We start from the raw sequence: 20616 nt of genomic DNA on the forward strand, positions 1-20616 counted from the left end.
TCATGACAGCTATTGCTCTGTTCGGCGCCGGTGGCAAGATGGGCTACCGTCTGGCCAAGAACCTCAAGGGTTCGCGCTTTGACGTTCGCCACATTGAAGTCAGCGAAGTCGGTAAAGCACGTCTGAAAGACGATCTCGGCATCGATACAATCGATGTTGATGCAGGCCTCGAAGGCGCAGAAGTCGTTATTCTGGCTGTTCCAGATACCATCATTGGTAAGGTTGCAGCGGGCATCGTTGACAAGCTAAAGCCAGGCACCATGGTTGTTGCACTCGATGCAGCTGCTCCATTTGCCGGTCATCTGCCAGAACGCGCAGACCTGACATATTTCGTCACGCATCCTTGCCATCCGCCAATCTTCAACGATGAAACCGATCCTGCTGCAAAGCGCGATTTCTTCGGCGGAATTGCTGCAAAGCAGCACATCGTTTCGGCTCTGATGCAGGGTCCGGAAGAAGCTTATGCTTTGGGCGAAGAAGTTGCCAAGGTCATCTGGGCTCCTGTCATGCGCTCGCACCGCGTTACTGTTGAGCAGCTCGCAATTCTCGAGCCAGGTCTTTCGGAAACCGTTGCCGCTTCGCTTCTCGTTGTTATGAAGCAGGCCATGGACGAAACCGTTCGTCGCGGCGTTCCTGAAGAAGCCGCACGCGACTTCCTGCTCGGCCACATGAATGTTCTGGGCGCTGTCATCTTTGGCGAAGTTCAGGGCGTGTTCTCGGATGCATGCAACAAGGCAATCGAATTCGGCATTCCAGCGCTGATGCGCGACGATTGGAAGAACGTGTTCGAGCCAGAAGAGATTGCAGAAAGCATTCGTCGCATCACGTAATATCTATCGGGGAGAGCGCAAGCTCTCCCTTCACTGCCTCTTGGGAAATGGGGCTTTAATTGGGAGGAAAACATGAAGTTTACACGTAGGACAATTGCGCGCGGATTTGCGATCGCAGCTCTTTCGGCCAGCTTGGCAGGCGGAGCGGTCATGCCAGCATGGGCGGCAGACCTTATCGCGATCATCACGCCATCGCATGACAATCCATTCTTTAAAGCTGAAGCCGTCGGCGCTGAAGCAAAAGCCAAAGAACTTGGCTACGAAACACTTATCCTCGTGCATGATGATGACGCTAACAAGCAGTCGCAGCTCGTCGATACGGCCATTGGTCGTGGTGCAAAAGCCATCATTCTCGACAATGCCGGTTCGGAAGCCTCTATTGCTGCCGTTCAGAAGGCAAAAGACGCTGGCATTCCATCCTTCCTGATCGACCGTGAAATCAATGCCACAGGCGTAGCAGTATCGCAGATTGTTTCCAACAATTATCAGGGTGCACAGCTCGGTGCAGAAGAGTTCGTCAAGCTGATGGGCGAAGCTGGCAATTACGTCGAACTTCTCGGTCGTGAAGCTGATCTGAATGCTGGTATTCGATCCAAGGGCTATCACGATGTTATCGATGATTATCCTGATCTAAAGATGGTTGCACAGCAGTCGGCCAATTGGAGCCAGCCAGAAGCCTTCACCAAGATGCAGAGTATTTTGCAGGCAAACCCTGACATCAAGGGCGTTATCGCTGGTAACGACACCATGGCAATGGGTGCATGGGCAGCGCTTGAAGCTGCTGGCCGCAAAGACGTGATCGTCGTTGGTTTTGACGGCTCGAACGATGTTCGCGACTCGATCAAGGCGGGCGGCATCAAGGCAACCGTTCTTCAGCCAGCCTTCGCACAGGCACAGATGGCTGTTGAACAGGCTGACCAGTACATCAAGACCGGCAAAGGTCCTGCTGAGGAAAAGCAGCTGATGGATTGCGTTCTTATCAATACTGACAATGCAGACAAGCTCGAAACCTTCGCATTGAAGGACTAACTCCCAAGGCTTGCGAGGTCGGGAGCGCAAATTTCAAAGTTAGCGCTCCCGACAGTATTTCTTCTATCGAGGATATTCTCATGTCAGTGCTGAAGTCAGCTTCCATTGTCCTGCTGGCCTGCGGCGTCGCGCTTTCGGGCTGCAAAATCATCAAGACGCCAACAGCAGAAGAAGCCGCAGAAGCACGCGGCGATAATTTCAACCCGGATCGCGCTGTTGCGCAAATCTGGGAAGGCAAAGTCGTTCCTTATTTCGCAGAAAAATCCATATCGCTTGGCGAAGTAATGGATGCTGCAAATACCAATCTCGATGAGGCTGGCGAAAAGTTCGGCCATCGCGAGAAGCAAGGCAATGCACCGTGGACCTTCGCAACCAAGCTTGAAGGCACTGTGGTTGGCGCAGAAACCAAATCGCGTGCCGCCTATGTCGATGTCGACAGCAATGGCGACGGCAAGGCCGATGCTCGTGTGCAGATCGGGCCGACCGTTCGTGGCACTGCAATCCGAGACGCTCTCAAAATTGTCAACTTCAACGAGTTCCGCAACCAGATCGAATGGGCGCAATTCGGCAAGTCATTCAATATTCTCGTCAATGACTCCATTCTCACAAAACTACCACGTGAAGACCTGATCGGTATGAAAGTGACGACAACCGGCGCTTTCCCGATGCCATCAAAGGGTCAATTGCCGCTGTTCACCCCTGTTTCTATTTCTCTGGAGAAATAATCCATGGAAGCAGAAGCAAAAAACAAGGACGACATCGTCCTCAGACTTGAGGACGTATCAAAAGTCTATTCGGGCATTGTCGCGGTCAAGCGCGCCAATCTCGAATTGCGGCGCGGCTCGGTCAATGTGCTTGTTGGCGAAAATGGCGCTGGCAAATCGACATTGATGAAGATAATCGCCGGTGTAGAACGCCCAACCATGGGCAAAATCATTCTCGACGGCGAGGAAGTATCCTTCGATAGCCCTGCTGACGCACAAAAGCGCGGCATTGCAATGATTTTTCAGGAACTGAACCTGTTTTCAAACATGTCGGTTGCAGAAAACATCTTTGCCAAGCGCGAAATCACCCGCGGCATACGCGGGATTGATCACAAGGCGCAGATCAAAAAGGCCAATGAATATCTTGACCGCCTGGATGCTGGCATTGATGCGCGAACCATGGTTGCAGACCTGCCGATTGGTCAGCAACAGCTTGTCGAAATTGCCAAAGCCGTTTCGATTGATGCGCGCATTGTCATTATGGATGAACCAACTTCCGCACTTTCAGCTGCTGAAGTTGATATTCTTTTTAAGGTCATTGCTGATCTCAAAAGTCGCGGTGTAGCCATCGTCTATATCTCGCATCGCCTGGAAGAATTGATGCGCATTGGCGATTACATCACCGTGCTTCGTGATGGGCAGATCACCGGTCAGGAAGAAATCAAAAACATCAACACGCAATGGATTGTGCGTTCGATGATTGGCTCTGATGCCAAGGATTTCGCCAAGGCTGTCACGCATAAAATGGGCGGGGAAATGTTCCGCGCCGAAAACATTACCCTGCCCCGCGCCATCGGCGGTCTGGCTGTAGACAATGTTTCACTCAGCGTTCGTGCAGGCGAAGTGCTTGGGATTTACGGCCTGATGGGTGCCGGACGCTCCGAGTTCTTTGAATGCATCATGGGGCAGCACGCTCATTCAACCGGCGAGATTTACATCGACGGCAAAAAGATCGCCGAGCGCGACACCACCCGCCGTATTCGCCGCGGACTGGCGCTGATCCCCGAGGATCGGCAGCGCGAAGGACTGGTGCAAATCTTGTCGATTGCCAGCAATCTGACACTGGCGAGCCTTGATCGTCTTGCGCGTTTTTTCCACATCGCGCCCAAGCGTGAAAAGCAAGCTATTCAGGAAGCTATCAAGGATCTGGCGATCAAAGCGCCCAACCCTGATTTTGAAGTCACCTCTATGTCAGGCGGTAACCAGCAAAAGGTTGTCATCGGCAAAGCACTGATGACCAACCCAAAAGTTCTGCTGATGGATGAGCCATCGCGCGGGATTGATGTCGGCGCAAAAGCTGACGTTTTCCGCACCATGCGCAGGCTCGCCGGTGAAGGGCTCGCCATTCTGTTTTCAACATCTGATCTGGAAGAAGTCATGGCGCTCTCCGATCGCATCGCGGTGCTCAGCAATGGGAAGCTGATTGCCATATTTGACCGCGAAAACGCGACGGAAGCCGACATTGTTGCCGCTTCGGCTAAGGGCCACGGACATGTCACCGACCATGACCAACAAACAAGGGAACTCGCGTCATGACAGCCAAAACCACGGCAGCCTCTGACCCAACCTTTTCGAGCGGCTCAGCTTTGCTGACGCTGATGAAACTGCGAACCTTCATCGCGCTTTTTGCAGTGTTTATCTTCTTCGCATTCGCAGCACCCAACTTTCTTTCGACAGCCAATCTCATTTTGATGTCGAAACACGTTGCGCTGAATGCATTCCTTGCCATGGGCATGACCTTCGTCATCATCACCGGCGGCATCGATTTGTCGGTCGGCTCCATCGTCGGCCTTTGCGGTATGGTCGCAGGCGGCTTGCTGATCTACGGCATTGACCTTGGCATTGGCTATACGATGTATTTCAACGTGATCGAAATCTCGCTGATCACGCTTGCGGTGGGTGTGGCCGTTGGCTTCGTCAACGGATTACTCATAACGCGGCTCAATGTTGCACCATTCATCGCGACACTCGGCACTCTTTATGTGGCACGCGGTCTGGCACTGCTATCATCAGACGGTCAAACCTTCCCGAACCTCGTAGGACGCGAAGACCTTGGCACACAGGGCTTTGGCTTCCTGGGCGCGGGTAGCATTATTGGCCTGCCAGTATCCATCTGGATTCTCGTCGTTGTCGCACTCGCAGCCGCCTACATCGCGCGTTACACTCCACTTGGCCGGCAGATTTTTGCTGTTGGTGGCAATGAACGTGCGGCACGCATGTCGGGTATCCGCGTTGATCGCGTAAAGATGTTCGTTTACATGTTTTCGGGCTTCTGCGCGGCGATTGCTGGCCTTATCATTTCATCCGAACTGATGGCTTCGCATCCGGCAACGGGTAACTCGTTTGAGCTGAACGCCATTGCGGCGGCGGTTCTGGGCGGCACTTCCATGTCGGGCGGACGCGGCACAATCGGCGGCACGATCATCGGTGCTTTCGTTATCGGTATTCTCTCCGACGGTCTGGTTATGATGGGCGTTTCGTCCTTCTGGCAGATGGTTATCAAAGGGCTTGTCATCATCATTGCCGTGGTGGTCGATCAGGCACAGCGCCGCCTCCAGCAGCGCGTAACACTCATGCAAATGGCAAAAGCAGGATAAAAATGGCAGACTTGAATGGCGCTCTCATCGGTTGTGGTTTCTTCGCAATCAATCAGATGCATGGATGGAATGATGTTTCAGGTGCCAAAATTGTGGCGATCTGCGACCGCGATCCAGAGCGGCTGAAGATTGTTGGCGATCAGTTCGGCATCGAACGCCGCTACACGGATGCAAACGCGCTATTCGCCGATGGCGGCATCGACTTTGTCGATATTGCCACCACCGTTTCAAGCCATCGCGCTCTGGTGGAACTTGCAGCTGCTCATAAGGTGCCTGCAATCTGCCAGAAGCCATTTGCCAAAACGCTTGATGATGCCAAGGCCATGGTTAAGGTCTGTGATGATGCAGGCATTCCGTTGATGGTGCATGAAAACTTCCGCTGGCAAACGCCTATTCAGGCCGTTAGCAAAGCGCTCGACAGCGGTGTTATCGGTACACCATTCTGGGGCCGTTTCTCGTTCCGCTCGGGATTCGACGTGTTTTCCGGCCAGCCATATCTTGCGGAAGGTGAACGCTTCATCATTGAAGATCTCGGCATCCACACGCTTGATATTGCGCGCTTTATCCTTGGTGATGTGACAAGCCTTGTCGCACGCACCAAGCGCGTCAACCCGAAGATCAAGGGCGAGGACGTTGCAACCATTCTCATGGACCATGAAAATGGCGCCACTTCGATTGTCGATGTAAGCTATGCAACCAAGCTCGAAACCGATCCATTCCCGGAAACGCTGATTGAACTTGATGGCACGGAAGGCTCAATCCGTCTTTATCAGGGTTATCGCCTTGAAGTGATTACGCCTGCTGGCACTACAGTTTCTGACGTTTCGCCTGCATTGCTCTCATGGGCATCGCGCCCATGGCACAATATTCAGGAAAGCGTTTTTGCCATTCAGCAACATTGGGTGAACAAGCTTGCATCGGGTGAAGAAACCTCAACCTCGGGCGCTGACAATCTCAAGACTTTCGCGCTTGTAGAAGCGGCCTATGACAGCGCTGCAAGCGGCAATCGCGTCGATATTACGGCGTTGCTCAAATGAGCAGCGTCGATCCCTTCCTGCTGTATGGCACTCGTGAGGCTGAAACCCCGCCTCAGCACCTCAAAGCTGACTTATTGTCAGTCGATCTGAGCAACGGCAATCTTCGTACCATCAAATATGATGGTGTGGAGATTCTGCGCGCAGTCTCCTATTTGGTGCGTGATCGAGACTGGGGGACTTACAGCCCGGCAATCCACGATCTAAATGTCGAGCAAAGTGCCAGCGGTTTTAGCGTCTCCTATCAGGCACGCTGCGAAGGCCCGGATGCAACGCAACTCGCTATCGATGTGCGTATTAAGGCTGATAGCAATGGCGAACTGACTTTTGACGCCGTGGCCAACACCGCAACCGGCTTTGAAGCAAACCGCTGCGGTTTCTGCATTCTGCATCCGATTGTCGGCGTTGCCGGTTCGCCTGTCACTGTTGAACATGTCGATGGCACGCTTAACGAAACCCATCTGCCTGATCTCATTGAACCGTGGCAACCGTTTAAGGACATGCGCGCTATCACCCACGAGGCAATGCCGGGCGTTTTCGCCGAGTGCCGTATGGAAGGCGATACATTTGAGATGGAAGACCAGCGCAACTGGTCTGATGCATCTTACAAAACCTATGTGCGCCCGCTCGCTTTGCCTTGGCCTTACCAGCTTGAAGCAGCGCAACCTTTGCATCAGCGCATTGTCCTCAATATTCGCGACACGCGCGAAGCTGATTCAAAGACGACGAAAAGTGCTGAACCCGTGCGCATTACGCTCGGTAAGACAAGCGGCGCCATGCCGAATATCGGCATCATCATCACGCCGGAAGAGGCCAAAGCAAGCCTTGCTGCAATTGATGTTTTGCAAGAGATTGCGCCGCAGGATTTGCTATTTCACTACGATCCGCTGGCGGGTCATGACGGATCAGCATTTGTCGATTTTGCAGCACTGACAAAACATCACAAAGGTCGCGTTTCGCTTGAAATTGCATTGCCTTGCGAGAAATCACTCATTGATGAAACCAAGGCCATCGCCTCAGACATGAAAGCGGCAGGCTTTACGCCAGACGCGATCATGATCTCACCGGCAATCGATCGGCAATCGACACCGCCGGGGAGCGAATGGCCACCCTGCCCGCCGCTTGAAGATGTTTATGCGGCAGCACGAGCAGCCTTCCCGGATGTGCAGCTTGGCGGCGGCATGCTGAGCTATTTCACCGAGCTTAATCGCAAGCGCGTTCCCGGTGACCTGATCGATTTTGTCAGCCACTGCACCAATCCCATTGTGCATGCTGCGGATGATTTGAGCGTCATGCAGACGCTTGAAGCGCTGCCTTTCATCACGCGTTCGGTGCGTGCGATTTATGGCGATAAGCCCTATCGCATCGGACCATCGACCATTCCTATGCGCCAGAATCCCTATGGCAGCCGCACGATGGAAAATCCGAATGGCAAACGTATTGCCATGGCCAACCGCGATCCGCGCCATAACGGAAAATTCGCGGAAAGCTTTGCTTTTGCCTATGTCATTTCAGTGCTGAATGCAGGTCTCGACAGCCTCACACTTTCGGCGCTCACCGGCCCATTCGGACTTATTGCTGGTGACAACGAACCGACAGCTGCGGGTCACAAGCGCCCTCTGTTTAACACCGTAAAAGTGCTGGCTGATCTTGCGGGCAAAAGCTGGAAACAATGCCGGACCTCGCGCCCATCTGACGTTCTGGCAATGGCAGTGGAAGACAAGATTTGGCTCGTTAACATCACTCCGCATGAACAGACTATGTCTGTTCCAAACGGCAAGATAATTTCCCTGTCACCCTACGAGGTTAGCTCAATAAGCATCTAAAAAAAACCGGGCTATGGCCCGGTTTTTTAATTCTAAATCAGCGACGTTTCGCGGGCTCATCTCCAAGTACCATGCCATGGCGTTTTAAAAGCTCAGCAAGAACAAGCTCCAGCTCCCGCGCCTTGCGTGCAGCATCCCAGCTAAACTCGACGCTAAGAATATCGGCAATTGCAGCCAGATTGGCATCCGACAGCGCGCCATCAATTGCCAGTGTCGTGCGGCGCAAAACAACGTCAGAGAGATGCACAACCAGCTCATTGCGCGCAATCCACGCGATTTCTGCACGACTGATGCTGTCTGTATCAGGCAAAAGTGTAACACCAACTTTGGCTTCGTCCTGAATGATCGGCAGAGCGGTCGTGCCATAACGCTGCAATAGCGTCTCTACGCGTTCAGCTGCAAGTCCATTTTCCTTGGCGTATTTCGCCACCCATGCGGCGCGTGCACGATCATCCGCTGGGTAATCTTTACCCCCGCCGATAGTCAAAGTGCGGGTTGATTTGAGACGCTCGCGGCCAAAGCGCTTGAGCACCGTGTCGGCGACTTCTTCAGCGAAACCGCGGAACGTTGTCCACTTGCCGCCAACCAGCGAAATGATCTCAAACGGACGGCCTGCATCCGGTTCGATAACTGGTGCGGAATGATCGCGGCTGATGAGCCCCGGTTCAGACGCATTGGACGCTGGCAGTGGACGAATACCGCTATAAGTGTAAACAATCTGGCTACGATCAAATTTCAGCTTCGGCAGCAGCGAACGCAGGCTCTCGATGAAATAATCGATTTCCTTGTCTTCAGCAAAAACCTCATCCGGATTATTGGCCGGAATATCGGTTGAGCCGACCAGCGCAAGGCCATGATAATCATAGACAAGGCAGATACGACCATCATCTGCCTCGAAATAGATCATCCGGCCCTTAAGGCTCTTCACCAGTTCAGGATGATCGATCAAAATATGCGAACCCTTGGTGCCACCAATCATCTTGGTTTCTTTACCAAGCGCCGCGTTGACATGATCGATCCAAGGACCAGCGGCATTGATAACGATCTTTGGTTTAACCGTGAAAGCCGAGCCTTCTGGCCCTTCAAAGCTCACTGCGCCGTCCCTCGCGGCGACAATCGACGTGAAATTCGCTGCAGCACTTTTCGGATTGGCTTTCAGGCCATCGCTGACAAGCTCATAAACCAGGCGTTCTGGTTTGCTGACCCATGCGTCATAATAAATGCCACCACCCACAATAGACGGTGTCATATATGGCATTTCCTTCAAGGCTTTCTTCTTGAAGAGAAAGTTATGCTTCGGCATGACGCGCTCACGCGCACCAAAATAATCATACAAACCAAGACCAATCTTGATAAGAACCGCGCCACGACTGCGTGGAGCGGTAGTCGAGCCAAACAAAGTCCGAAGCGCTGCGGGAATACCCTTGGTCCACGAGAACACCGGAATAAATGTCGGCAGCGGGCGAACATTATGCGGCGCGTTTTTCAGCAGGATATTGCGCTCGACCGTTGATTGCGCCACCAGACCAAATTCGCCGGTTTCGAGATACTTGAGGCCACCATGAATAAGACGCGAAGGCGCAGCACTGGTGCCAGAACCAAAATCGCCCTTATCGACAATGAAGCAGCTCACGCCCTGTTCACTCAGATCACGATAAAGACCCGCACCATTGATGCCAGCCCCCAGAATGAGAACATCAACACCGTCAGCTTCAAGTTGGCTGATGCGGTTCTTCATTTGGGCACTGCTTACGAAATCGTTCATTTCACTGTCTTCGCTATATTTCAATCAGTTAAGGCATCGATCTTGGACCAGATTGGCCCCATTGCAGATGCTATTTCCTTGAAGAGCGCATAACGCTTTTCATAATCTGCACTGCGCTGCGCATCCGGCACGTAGGTCCGGCCAATCGCATCGAGATCACGCGGATCACTATAGACATCAGAAAAAACGCCAGCGCCCTTGCCTGCGCAAAGTGCTGCGCCCCATGCGGCTGCTTCATCGGTATCGGTCACTGTCACCGGCATACCCAGCACATTGGCAAACATTTGCGCAAAGGATGGGCTGCGCGAAACGCCACCAGTCAAACGTGCTGCGGAAATTTCGAAGCCGTCTTTGAGATGGTCGACATGAATACGGTGATTGAAGGCGATGCCCTCCCACACAGCGCGCAGCATATCGCCACGTTCCTGCCAACCGCGTAGACCAAAGAACGCGCCGCTTGCCATCGCACCATAGGGCGAGCCAAACAGATAAGGATGGAAAAGTGCCGTCGAAGGCTTTGCCAGCGCGGCGTCGATTTCCGGGCGCAGCATATCGTGGATCGAGCGGCCAGTTTCTTCAGCCTCACGACGTTCTGCCGGGCAAAGCTTATCAAGGAACCAGTCGTAATTCGCGGTGGAAGCAGGCGAGATGGACATATTGTTCCATTCACCCGGTGCGATGCCATTGCGGCAGAACCAGCTCTTATCGACACGGGGTTCGGACGACAGCGTTTCATTGATTGAATAAGTGCCCGCGACAACCGCAACCGTACCGATCTTAAGACCGCCGACACCGAGCGCCGAAGCGGTCACATCATGCAGGCCACCAACAACCGGCGTTCCCGCAAGAAGCCCTGTACGGCTGGCGCATTCCTGCGAAACGCCACCGATGATTTCGTCGGAGCGCGACATAGACGGCAGTGCATCCCAGAGCGCTTCAAGGCCAAAAAGCTTGAGCGCGTCTTTGGAATAGTCCTGTGTTTTATAATCAGTGAACGATGTCGATGCCTCGGTGCGGTCAGTGCCAACTTCGCCCGTCAAACAAAAACGCAGCCAGTCTTTACAGGCAATCACATGACCAATGCGATTATAGCGGTCAGGCTCATTTTCCTTGACCCAGGCCAGAATTGCGGAAGGAGCCGAGGCGTGCGGTAGCTGGCCCGTAATCGCAATCGACTGGTCAGCCACTGCGCTGCTTAACCAGCGTTCAGCGACATCAACAGCACGGCTATCAAGCGACAGGATGCCTTTTCCAAGCGGACGCGCATCTTGGTCGAGCATGTAAATGCCGTCGCCATGCGCAGTGGTGGCAATTGCGAGAATATCCGATGCCGGGCGTCCACTTTTTTCAATCGCTTCCGCAATTGCATCAGCTGTTGCGTTCCAGAACTCATCCATGTCACGCTCAACATGGCGAGGCTTTGGGAAATATTGAGGGACGCGGCGGCGCGCAACGGCAAGCGTTGTGCCATCAACATCGAAGATAACGGCCTTGGTGACGGTCAGTCCGCTATCGATTCCCAACAAAGACGGCATGGATTGTATTTCCTGATATGTATGCGCTAAATTCGTGAGCCTTGCGGCTATTCTTTCGTTCCGCTCGAGCCGGCGATGACGACATTAATGCCCTGGGCCTGCATCCGCTCAACATGTTCGAGTGATGTTTTGTCATCGACAATCACCACATCGAAATCCTTAAGCGCTCCAAAATTATGCAATGCGCGGCGCTCGAACTTGGTGTGATCGGTCAACAGCACGCGTTTTGCAGAACTCTCCAGCATTGCGCGTTTGGTTTCGACCATTTCTGGCGATTGGTGAAACAACAGATCATCGGTGATTGCCGCAATCGAAATGAAAACCACATCAGCACGCAAACGACGAATTTCATGGATTGTCATGCCGCCAACAAAGGCGTTGCACCAGTTGTAAAGCTGACCACCAAGACCCAGCAACGTAACATCTTTTATGTCGCGCACTTCATTCATCAGGATCAGCGAATTGGTGATAACCGTCAGCGGACCCTTATCCGCTAGATATGGCACCATCTGGAGAACGGTTGTGGAGTCGTCGAGAAAAATAGCCTGACCCGGCTCTACGAATTGCATCGCGGCTTCAGCGATCAGCTTCTTTTCTTCGGATTGGCGCGCGACGCGATAGAGGTCGCTGGCCTCAATAAGGCTTGTGGGTGCTGCGGAAACAATGCCGCGCGATTTACGAAACAGGCCGCGACTAACCAGTTCATCCACATCGCGATGCGCTGTCATAAGACTGATCGCGAAACGCTCGGTCAGATCTTCAATCCGCACTGACCCTTCGGACATAATCATTTCAGCAATTTGCTGGCGGCGAACCAGCTGACGCGCGTGCCTACTATCGTTGGGCACCTGCTCTGTCAGAAGGTTGTCTATGCTTGCTTTCGTGCTTGTAACCATGCCTATCACTCGTCCCCAGCCCGCCAATGTCCTATTGGCCGGTCCCGATTCATAGCCTCGGTACTAAAATAAAAACGGGGCGCGGACTACACCGCGCCCCATCTTGTCGGTTCTTACTGTTCCAGAACGAATGGAGCAGTGTACTTGTCAACATTGTCCTTGGTGATCAGGAAGCAATCGAAAAGCTGCTTTTCCTGGTCAACGCCGGTCTTGCCTGTCTTGATGAAGTTGTCGGCCTGCTTAACAGCAGCTTCCGAGAAAATCGCAACTGGCTGAAGAACGGTGTACTGAAGTTCACCGGCCTTGATTGCAGCAACTGCATCTGGCGAACCGTCAAAACCGCCAACCTTAACCTGATCAAGCTTTCCAGCCTTCTTCAGAGCAGCAATTGCACCGAGAGCCATTTCGTCGTTACCCGAGATAACGCCAATGATGTCTGGGTTTGCCTGAAGCAAAGCCTGCATCTTGTCGTGACCCTGTGTACGGTTCCAGTTCGCAACGTCCTGACCAGCCTTTACGAGGTCTGGGTACTGCGAAAGAACAGTTTCGTAGCCGTTCGAACGAGTGGCTGCATTGTTGTCTGATGGCGAACCGAACAGCTCAACATACTTGCCTTCTTCACCAACGCTCTCAACCCACTGCGTTGCACCGAGTGCTGCGCCCTGTGCGTTGTTGGAAACGAGCTGTGCCTTAGCAAGGCCTTCCTGGTTGATTTCAGCATTCACGAGGAACACTGGAATGCCAGCTGCGACAGCGCGCTTAACTGCACCAACAGAACCGTCAGCATTTGCAGGATCAAGAATGATCGCAACCGACTTGTTGGTGATCGCGGTGTCGATCAGGTTGCTTTCTGTGTTGGTGTCGCCCTTGTGGCCGCCAACAACAGCCGAATAGCCAAGGCCTTCAGCGGTTTTCTTGGCGATTTCGCCTTCAGTGTACCAATATGGGTTCGAAGGATCGTTGACCACGATTGAGATCAGACCTTCAGCCCATGCGGTGCTGGCGATAAGCGGCAATGCTGCTGCAGCAGCAAAAAGAACGCGCATACCCTTCTTAAACATGTCTCACTCCCGTAAAAGATTATCGTTGCACAATGCCGGTTTCCCGGCGTTACCATTTCCAAAAGGCGAGGCTTTTGCTTGATCGCCATTGTGGAATGTTTTCGCTACCCCCGAAGAACTGGCTCCGCCCTGAACGGTGAGCGGAGCCGTAACTTTGTTTAACGTCGGGAATATTGAATGCTGTTGAGCAGGACCGCGAGCACGATGACCGCGCCGGTAAATACGGTCTGCCAGTAGGACGATACGCCGATGATCACGAGGCCATCGGAGAGGAAGCCAATCACGAAAGCGCCCAAAAGCGTTCCGAGAATTGTCCCGCGACCACCCGTCAGCGCTGCGCCACCAATGACCACTGCAGCGATTGCCGTCAATTCGTAGGTCGTACCTGCGGTTGGACCAGCGGAGGTCAGCTGCGACGACAGAACCAGACCAGCGATAGCGGCGCAGATGCCCGAAATCACATAGACCGAAATCTGCACGCGCTTGACCGGAACGCCGGAAAGTTCAGCAGCACGTTCATTACCACCCGAAGCATAGAGCCAGCGGCCAAAGGCTGTGCGGTTGAGCACGACTGCGACGATGATCGCGAGAACGGCCAGCACAAGAACGCCAATCGGCACACCAAAAAGCGTGTTGAAGCCAAGCCAATCAAAGCCCGTATTGCCGAGCTCAGGACGACCGCCAAGATTGTTGTAGGTCAGACCATTGGTCATCAGAAGTGCTACACCGCGTGCACAATAAAGCACGCCAAGCGTTGCTACGAATGCTGGAACGCGCAGATAGGCAATCAGAACGCCATTGATGCCACCAACAAACGCACCAAGCGCACAAGTGATGAGGACGACTGCCCAAACCGGGAAGTACAAAATGACGCCCAGCTCCGGAATATTGACGCCCTGCATCAAAAAGCCAGCGACAACGCCCGCAAGACCAAGAGTGGAACCGACCGAAAGATCGATACCGCCATTCAAAATAACCAGCAGCATGCCAATCGCAAGCAAGCCAAATATGGCCACATGCGACGACATGATCAGGAAGTTATTGACGGTAAAATAATAAGGCGAAAGGAATGAAAAGGCCGCGATAATCGCGATCAGCGCAAAAAACGCACGACCTTCGAGCAGCAAATGCACGATGCTGGTTTTCCGCTTCGCCCCATTCGGGGCCGCTTTTTCTTTTGTAGTCGTGACTGACATTCTATCAGTGCTCCATAACTATTTTAATGGCCGACCATGGACTCGCCCGAGGCGGCCATGATCTTTTCCTTGGAGACATCAGAGCCAAATTCGGCTGAGATGCGTCCACGGTGCATAACAATGATACGATGAGCGATGCTGAGGCACTCGCCGACTTCTGATGTGGTGTAGACAACCGCCAAACCGTCTTTGGCCTTCTCGGCCAGAAGCTTGAACACTTCGGCCTTCGCGCCAATATCGATACCGCGGCTTGGCTCATCCAGCAGGATAACCTTCGGCTCCGTTGCCAGCATCTTGCCGATAACGACCTTCTGCTGATTGCCGCCGGAAAGCGAACCGATTGCGGCTTCGCCACCATCCGTCTTGATGTGAACGTTTTTAATCGACTGATCGACGATGCTCTTTTCGCGCTTTTTCGATGTGAAAAGGCCTTTCGTCATTTCGCCAATGCTGGCGAGCGACAGGTTACGGCCAACCGTCATCGTCTGCACGAGACCATCGCGCTGGCGATCTTCTGGCACGAGAACCAGACCTTGATCGATGCGCTGCGCAATCGTCAGACCCGCGACGTCCTGACCTTTAAGCAGAATGCTGCCCGAACTTGCTTTCAGACGACCGGCAACGGTTTCAAGAAGCTCGGTACGACCCGCGCCCATCAAACCGTAGATACAAACGATCTCACCGGCGCGCACATTGAGCGACATATTATCGACAAGCGCGAAATCACCCGACTTATCCTGAACGGTCAGACCTTCCACGGAAAGTGCGACATCGCCCCATTCATAGCCAGTCGGAGGTGAGCCAAGGTCGAAGTTTTCGCCAACCATGTTGCGAACGATCCATTCAAGATCAATGTCAGCGCGTGGGGCGTAAGCCGTCATTGCGCCGTCACGCAGCACAACCGCATGATCGGTGATCTGCAAAGCTTCTTCGAGATGGTGCGAGATGTAAACGATGGCAACACCACGCGCCGTCAGATCGCGAATGACCTTGAACAACACTTCAACTTCTGAAGCACTCAACGCAGACGTTGGCTCATCCATGATCAGAATTCGCGAATTGACCGAAAGCGCACGCGCGATTTCGACAACCTGCTGCTGACCAAGACGAAGCTCTTCAACAGGTGTCAGCGGATCAATGTCTTCTTCAAGCTCTGCAAGCAATTCGCGCGTGAGGCGTTCTTCTTCGGCGAAGTTAACGCCGGTTGCACCACGGATTTCGCGTCCCATGAAAATGTTGTCGCGCACATTCATATTGGTCGCGAGGCTTAACTCCTGATGGATAATCGAAATGCCGCGATCACGTGCTTCCGAGGAGGAATTGAACGTGACAGGTTCACCATCAAGAATGATTGTGCCTGATGTCGGCTGAATAACACCCGACAGAACTTTCATCAGGGTCGACTTGCCAGCACCGTTTTCGCCAAAAAGCGTGGTGACCTGACCGCGACGAATTTCAAAATTCACGCCTTTAAGGGCATGAATGCGGCCATAGGCCTTGGCAACATCATGCGCGCTGAGAACAACGTCGCCGTGCTTGCCTTCGATTGTCTTCCGGTCAGGGCTCATTTTACTTCGAGCCCCACTGGCGTAACCAGCCAGTTCTTCGGATTAACAAGCTTGAAAACGCCCGTCACCGTAACCGTCTTGCCAACCAGATTATCGACATCAACGCCTTCAAGAACCTGTTTCTTCATCTCATTATTGAGAGCGGAACCAGCGTTCTGGAATTCGATCTGGTTCTTGAACTGACCAAATTCGATTGTGCCAGTCGCGTCACGCAAATCGGTGCCGTTTACAGCAGGGCCCGTCTGAACGCGGATAGCCATGCCTTCAGGGAAACCATCAACCTTGATGACATTGTAGTTGGACTTACGTTCTTCGACAGTGCCAGTAAACTTGACCGGGATAACCGGGTTCACACTGCCAACGCCGTATTTCTTACCGGCGGCGTCTTTGTCAGCAGCAAGCGCTGTACCAACTTCAACAGCATCAGCTGCACGTTCTTCAACGCTGGCCTTAACTGTTGGGAACTCTGCCGCGCCATAGGCGTCAGGTGAGAAAACCTGCTGACGCACATCGGCATCAGAACCGATTTTCACGACCTTCGTGTCAAATCCAATTGCACCGATAACCACCACCGCAGCGATCACGCTCCAGAGGACGGCGCGACTTGATTTGGCGGGCTTTGGTGTAACTTGATTAGCTTGTGTACTCATTATCAAACGCCTTCAGCAAATTCTGCCGGATTGTCGTTATAGAAACGGATGATGCGGTTAGGCCTATACAGCCTCATGATTGCGCGGATTATGCGTAACCTTAGCGACCGCGAAATATCGGGCAGCCAAAGGGGCAAAACAAACAGGAGCAGAAATCTGAAACATAAATCCTCCGCATGTTGCCGGCACCGCCCCTCCGCGTAGCCTGGAAACAAAGATGCCGCCGTCATGATCTATGATAGCAGCATGTTATCAACTCCAATAATCATGTTATAAAGACATATAACTGTCAATCAGGACTTTTTGAAACGCGTTCCATTTTGCACATTTGAACGCCAAAAATGCACGCAACTCCGGCGAATTTCGCCACAAAAGCTGAAATGCCTGCCCCAGCGCTCCGAAAAACAGAACGTGCACTTCCCTGAGAGCAGTCTAAAATTTTTGTTAATTAAAACAATATCTTAATAGAATTAAGCCACCCAAAAACATCTGAATAATACTTCTTTATATCCAAATAAACCCCGATTAAATGCGGTGAAATTCACTGCCATCACCTTTTGGTGAAAAAAAATGCTTGTGCACAAAAATTTTACAGACAGTCATGTATCGTTATGTTATCTCAACTAGACGCAAAAGCCTATTTTGTCTAAAACAATGGGCAGCGAGCGACAAATTTCGTCGCGGGAGGAAATCCAAATGTCCGTCAAGGACCACATTGGGAAAGCGTAATTCAGTCATGCGTGGTCAAGGTGATATAATCATCGGCATCGACGCGGGCACGTCCGTCGTCAAGGCTGTGGCATTCGACCTGAACGGTCGTCAACTCGATTCGGCGGCTGTCCGTAACAAATATGAAACCGGCGAACATGGTGCTGTGACGCAGTCACTTTCCCAGACTTGGGACGACTGCGCCAAAGCTATACGCGGCCTTGCGGATAAAGTCCCAAATTTAAGCCAACGCACTGCGGCTGTTTCCGTTACCGGACAGGGTGATGGCACATGGCTGGTGGGACGCGATAACAAGCCCGTCGGCGATGCGTGGATATGGCTCGACGCACGCGCCGCTAATACGGTTACAAAACTTGCTGCAGGACCTATGAACCGTGCGCGCTTTGAAGCGACCGGAACCGGGCTGAACACCTGCCAGCAAGGTACACAAATGGCGCATATGAACAGTTTCGTGCCGGAACTGCTCGATAATGCGGAAGTCGCCCTTCATTGTAAGGACTGGCTTTATCTCAATCTCACCGGCGTCCGCGCCACAGACCCATCGGAAGCCAGTTTCACGTTCGGCAATTTCCGCAATCGTCAATATGATGATGTGGTTATTGAAGCACTCGGTCTTATTAAGCGCCGCAATCTGCTGCCCGAAATCGTAGACGGTACTCTGACGCAGCATCCTTTGTCCCCCGACGCGGCCGCTGCAACGGGTCTTTTGGCCGGCACGCCGGTGAGTCTCGGCTATGTCGATATGGTGATGACCGCACTCGGCGCTGGCGTTTATTCCGGCACTGCCGATGCAGGTTGCTCGACTATCGGATCGACGGGCGTGCATATGCGTGCGAAACCTGTTTCCGAGATTAATCTGAATGCGGAAGGCACAGGCTACGTTATCGCGCTGCCAGTTCCCGGCATCGTCACGCAGGTTCAGACCAATATGGGCGCGACGATCAATATCGACTGGATATTGCAGGTCGCCGCTGATCTGATGTCTACAGCAGACAAACCAGTCTCGCTAAGCGATCTGATACCGCGCCTTGATGAATGGTTTAATGCAAGTCGCCCCGGCGCATTGCTTTACCATCCTTATATTTCGGAAGCTGGCGAACGCGGACCTTTCGTTAATGCCTTTGCTCGCGCTGGCTTTATCGGACTTTCAAGCCGCGACCGCTTCCCCGAACTGGTGCGTTCGGTGGTTGAAGGTCTCGGCATGGCGACGCGTGATTGCTATGCTGCAATGGGCGATATGCCTGCCGAACTGCGCATAACTGGTGGCGCGGCTCGCTCTCGCGCTCTTCGCAGCACGCTTTCCGCAGCAGTGAATGCGCCGGTGCGCGTTTCATCGCGTGAAGAGGCGGGTGCTGCTGGCGCTGCCATGATGGCGGCGGTCGCAATTGGTGCTTATTCCAACATGGAAGATTGCATTGCGGAATGGGTTGCACCTTTGCTGGGTGCTGGCGAAGCACCTGATGCCGCACAGGCACAACGCTACGCAGAACTGTTTGGCGCCTATAAGGACGCCCGACTGGCTCTGACCCCGATCTGGGACAAGCTTGCAGCCGATCGGTAATTCGACAATCGGCTGAGATGACATATTATTTTGCCGGAATTCCGGCATCCGAAGGAGCATGAGATGGCTGAACCGGAAACCTGCGATCTGTTTGTGATTGGCGGCGGTATCAATGGCGCGGGCGTGGCTCGCGATGCAGCCGGGCGCGGCCTTAAGGTTGTGCTGGCAGAAAAAGACGATCTTGCAGAAGGCACCTCGTCTCGCTCTGGCAAGCTGGTTCATGGCGGTCTGCGCTATCTTGAATATTATGAGTTCCGCCTTGTTCGCGAAGCATTGATTGAGCGCGAAGTGCTGTTGAATGCAGCACCGCACATTATCTGGCCAATGCGTTTTGTTCTCCCGCACAGCCCGCAGGATCGTCCGGCTTGGCTCGTGCGCCTTGGCCTGTTTCTTTACGACCATCTTGGCGGTCGCAAGAAGCTCCCCGGCACCCGCACGCTTGATTTGAAGCGCGATCCGGAAGGCACCCCGATTCTCGATCAATACACCAAGGGCTTTGAATATTCCGATTGCTGGGTAGATGATGCCCGTCTCGTCGTTCTCAATGCTGTTGGTGCCGCTGAAAAGGGTGCAACCGTTCTGACCCGCACGCCGGTAACGTCGGCGCGTCGCGAAAAAGGCGGCTGGATCGTTGAAACCAAGAACCGCGATACAGGCGAAGTGCGCAACTTCCGCGCACGTTGCATCGTCAATTGCGCTGGCCCGTGGGTAACGGACGTAATCACCAATGTTGCTGGCTCAAACTCGTCGCGCAATGTGCGTCTCGTCAAGGGCAGCCATATCATCGTGCCAAAGTTCTGGTCCGGGGCGAATGCCTATCTGGTACAGAACCACGATAAGCGCGTGATCTTCATCAACCCGTATGAAGGCGACAAGGCGCTCATCGGCACCACCGATATTGCTTATGAAGGTCGTGCAGAAGATGTAAGCGCGGACGAGAAAGAAATCGATTACCTGCTCACCGCAGTAAACCGCTATTTCAAGGAAAAGCTGCGTCGCGAAGATGTTCTGCATAGCTTCTCTGGCGTGCGTCCGCTGTTTGATGACGGCAAGGGCAACCCGTCCGCTGTCACCCGCGATTATGTGTTCGATCTCGATGAAACCAATGATGCGCCATTGCTAAACGTATTTGGCGGCAAGATCACCACATTCCGCGAACTTGCTGAACGCGGTATGCATCGCTTGAAGCACATCTTCCCGAAAATGAGTGGTGACTGGACACATGACGCACCGCTTCCGGGCGGCGAAATCGCCAATGCCGACTTTGAGACTTTTGCGAACAGCCTTCGTGACAGCTATCCTTGGATGCCGCGCAAACTGGCCCTGCATTACGGTCGTCTCTATGGCGCACGCACAAAAGACGTGGTTGCGGGTGCCTCCGACCTCGCCGGTCTTGGTCAGCATTTCGGCGGCAATCTTTATGAAGCCGAAGTTCGCTATCTCGTTGCAAAAGAGTGGGCAAAGACGGCGAACGATATTCTCTACCGCCGCACCAAGCATTATCTGCATCTGACCGAAGCTGAACGAGCCGCATTTATCGCTTGGTTCGACAGCGCTAAAATTGCTGCCTGAGGA

The 20616-nt window shown here is 53.2% G+C and carries 16 protein-coding genes; 9 read left to right on the forward strand and 7 right to left on the reverse strand.

Annotation, left to right across the window (positions count from 1 at the left end; all coding sequences use genetic code 11):
* Positions 1–2 precede the first annotated feature (2 nt).
* The 7 genes from ACOZHT_RS07795 (at position 3) to apnL (ending at position 8080) form a co-directional block, all read left to right on the forward strand.
* The gene (locus tag ACOZHT_RS07795) at positions 3–830 is read left to right on the forward strand and encodes a phosphogluconate dehydrogenase C-terminal domain-containing protein (RefSeq protein WP_339509790.1); all 828 of its coding nucleotides are present in this window, start codon (positions 3–5) and stop codon (positions 828–830) included.
* Positions 831–902: 72 nt separating this feature from the next.
* Positions 903–1859 (forward strand): D-ribose ABC transporter substrate-binding protein, encoded by a 957-nt coding sequence (locus ACOZHT_RS07800; protein ID WP_339509792.1) that lies wholly within the window; start codon positions 903–905, stop codon positions 1857–1859.
* Between the two features lie 80 nt (positions 1860–1939).
* Positions 1940–2584 (forward strand): DUF2291 family protein, encoded by a 645-nt coding sequence (locus ACOZHT_RS07805; RefSeq protein WP_339509794.1) that lies wholly within the window; start codon positions 1940–1942, stop codon positions 2582–2584.
* Positions 2585–2587: 3 nt separating this feature from the next.
* Positions 2588–4159 (forward strand): sugar ABC transporter ATP-binding protein, encoded by a 1572-nt coding sequence (locus ACOZHT_RS07810; RefSeq protein ID WP_339509796.1) that lies wholly within the window; start codon positions 2588–2590, stop codon positions 4157–4159.
* Positions 4156–5220 (forward strand): ABC transporter permease, encoded by a 1065-nt coding sequence (locus ACOZHT_RS07815; RefSeq protein ID WP_339509798.1) that lies wholly within the window; start codon positions 4156–4158, stop codon positions 5218–5220. Before ACOZHT_RS07810 ends, ACOZHT_RS07815 begins: the two co-directional genes overlap by 4 nt.
* 2 nt (positions 5221–5222) lie before the next feature.
* Entirely contained in the window at positions 5223–6257 is a 1035-nt protein-coding gene (locus ACOZHT_RS07820) for a Gfo/Idh/MocA family oxidoreductase (RefSeq protein WP_339509800.1), read from the forward strand.
* Positions 6254–8080, forward strand: coding sequence for a D-apionate lactonase (apnL, locus tag ACOZHT_RS07825; RefSeq protein ID WP_339509802.1), 1827 nt, complete (start codon positions 6254–6256; stop codon positions 8078–8080). The genes ACOZHT_RS07820 and apnL overlap by 4 nt, the downstream gene beginning before the upstream one ends.
* Positions 8081–8117: 37 nt before the next feature.
* Here the strand turns inward: apnL and ACOZHT_RS07830 are convergent, their stop codons facing one another.
* The 7 genes from ACOZHT_RS07830 to ACOZHT_RS07860 form a co-directional block, all read right to left on the reverse strand.
* On the reverse strand, positions 8118–9845 hold the full coding sequence (locus tag ACOZHT_RS07830; protein ID WP_421565549.1) for a glycerol-3-phosphate dehydrogenase/oxidase: 1728 nt from the start codon (positions 9843–9845) through the stop codon (positions 8118–8120).
* A 20-nt stretch (positions 9846–9865) separates the two neighbouring features.
* Positions 9866–11380: an FGGY-family carbohydrate kinase gene (locus ACOZHT_RS07835; protein ID WP_339509804.1), complete on the reverse strand. Its 1515-nt coding sequence runs from the start codon at positions 11378–11380 to the stop codon at positions 9866–9868.
* Between the two features lie 47 nt (positions 11381–11427).
* On the reverse strand, positions 11428–12276 hold the full coding sequence (locus ACOZHT_RS07840) for a DeoR/GlpR family DNA-binding transcription regulator (RefSeq protein WP_339509806.1): 849 nt from the start codon (positions 12274–12276) through the stop codon (positions 11428–11430).
* Between the two features lie 113 nt (positions 12277–12389).
* A complete protein-coding gene (locus ACOZHT_RS07845; RefSeq protein WP_094506733.1) occupies positions 12390–13337 on the reverse strand; it encodes a D-ribose ABC transporter substrate-binding protein in 948 nt (315 codons plus the stop codon).
* A 158-nt stretch (positions 13338–13495) separates the two neighbouring features.
* Positions 13496–14533 carry an ABC transporter permease gene (locus ACOZHT_RS07850; protein ID WP_339509811.1) on the reverse strand — a complete coding sequence of 346 codons (1038 nt, stop codon included), beginning with the start codon at positions 14531–14533 and terminating at the stop codon, positions 13496–13498.
* Between the two features lie 23 nt (positions 14534–14556).
* Positions 14557–16101, reverse strand: a complete 1545-nt coding sequence (locus ACOZHT_RS07855; RefSeq protein WP_339509813.1) for a sugar ABC transporter ATP-binding protein — start codon at positions 16099–16101, stop codon at positions 14557–14559.
* Positions 16098–16751 carry a DUF2291 domain-containing protein gene (locus ACOZHT_RS07860; RefSeq protein ID WP_339509815.1) on the reverse strand — a complete coding sequence of 218 codons (654 nt, stop codon included), beginning with the start codon at positions 16749–16751 and terminating at the stop codon, positions 16098–16100. Before ACOZHT_RS07860 ends, ACOZHT_RS07855 begins: the two co-directional genes overlap by 4 nt.
* A gap of 736 nt (positions 16752–17487) precedes the next feature.
* Here ACOZHT_RS07860 and ACOZHT_RS07865 point away from each other — a divergent pair.
* Positions 17488–19041, forward strand: coding sequence for an FGGY-family carbohydrate kinase (locus ACOZHT_RS07865; RefSeq protein WP_421565550.1), 1554 nt, complete (start codon positions 17488–17490; stop codon positions 19039–19041).
* Between the two features lie 63 nt (positions 19042–19104).
* Positions 19105–20613: a glycerol-3-phosphate dehydrogenase gene (locus ACOZHT_RS07870; RefSeq protein ID WP_339509819.1), complete on the forward strand. Its 1509-nt coding sequence runs from the start codon at positions 19105–19107 to the stop codon at positions 20611–20613.
* Positions 20614–20616: the final 3 nt, after the last annotated feature.

The sequence above is a fragment of the Ochrobactrum sp. EDr1-4 genome (assembly GCF_049199085.1).
Lineage (GTDB): Bacteria > Pseudomonadota > Alphaproteobacteria > Rhizobiales > Rhizobiaceae > Brucella.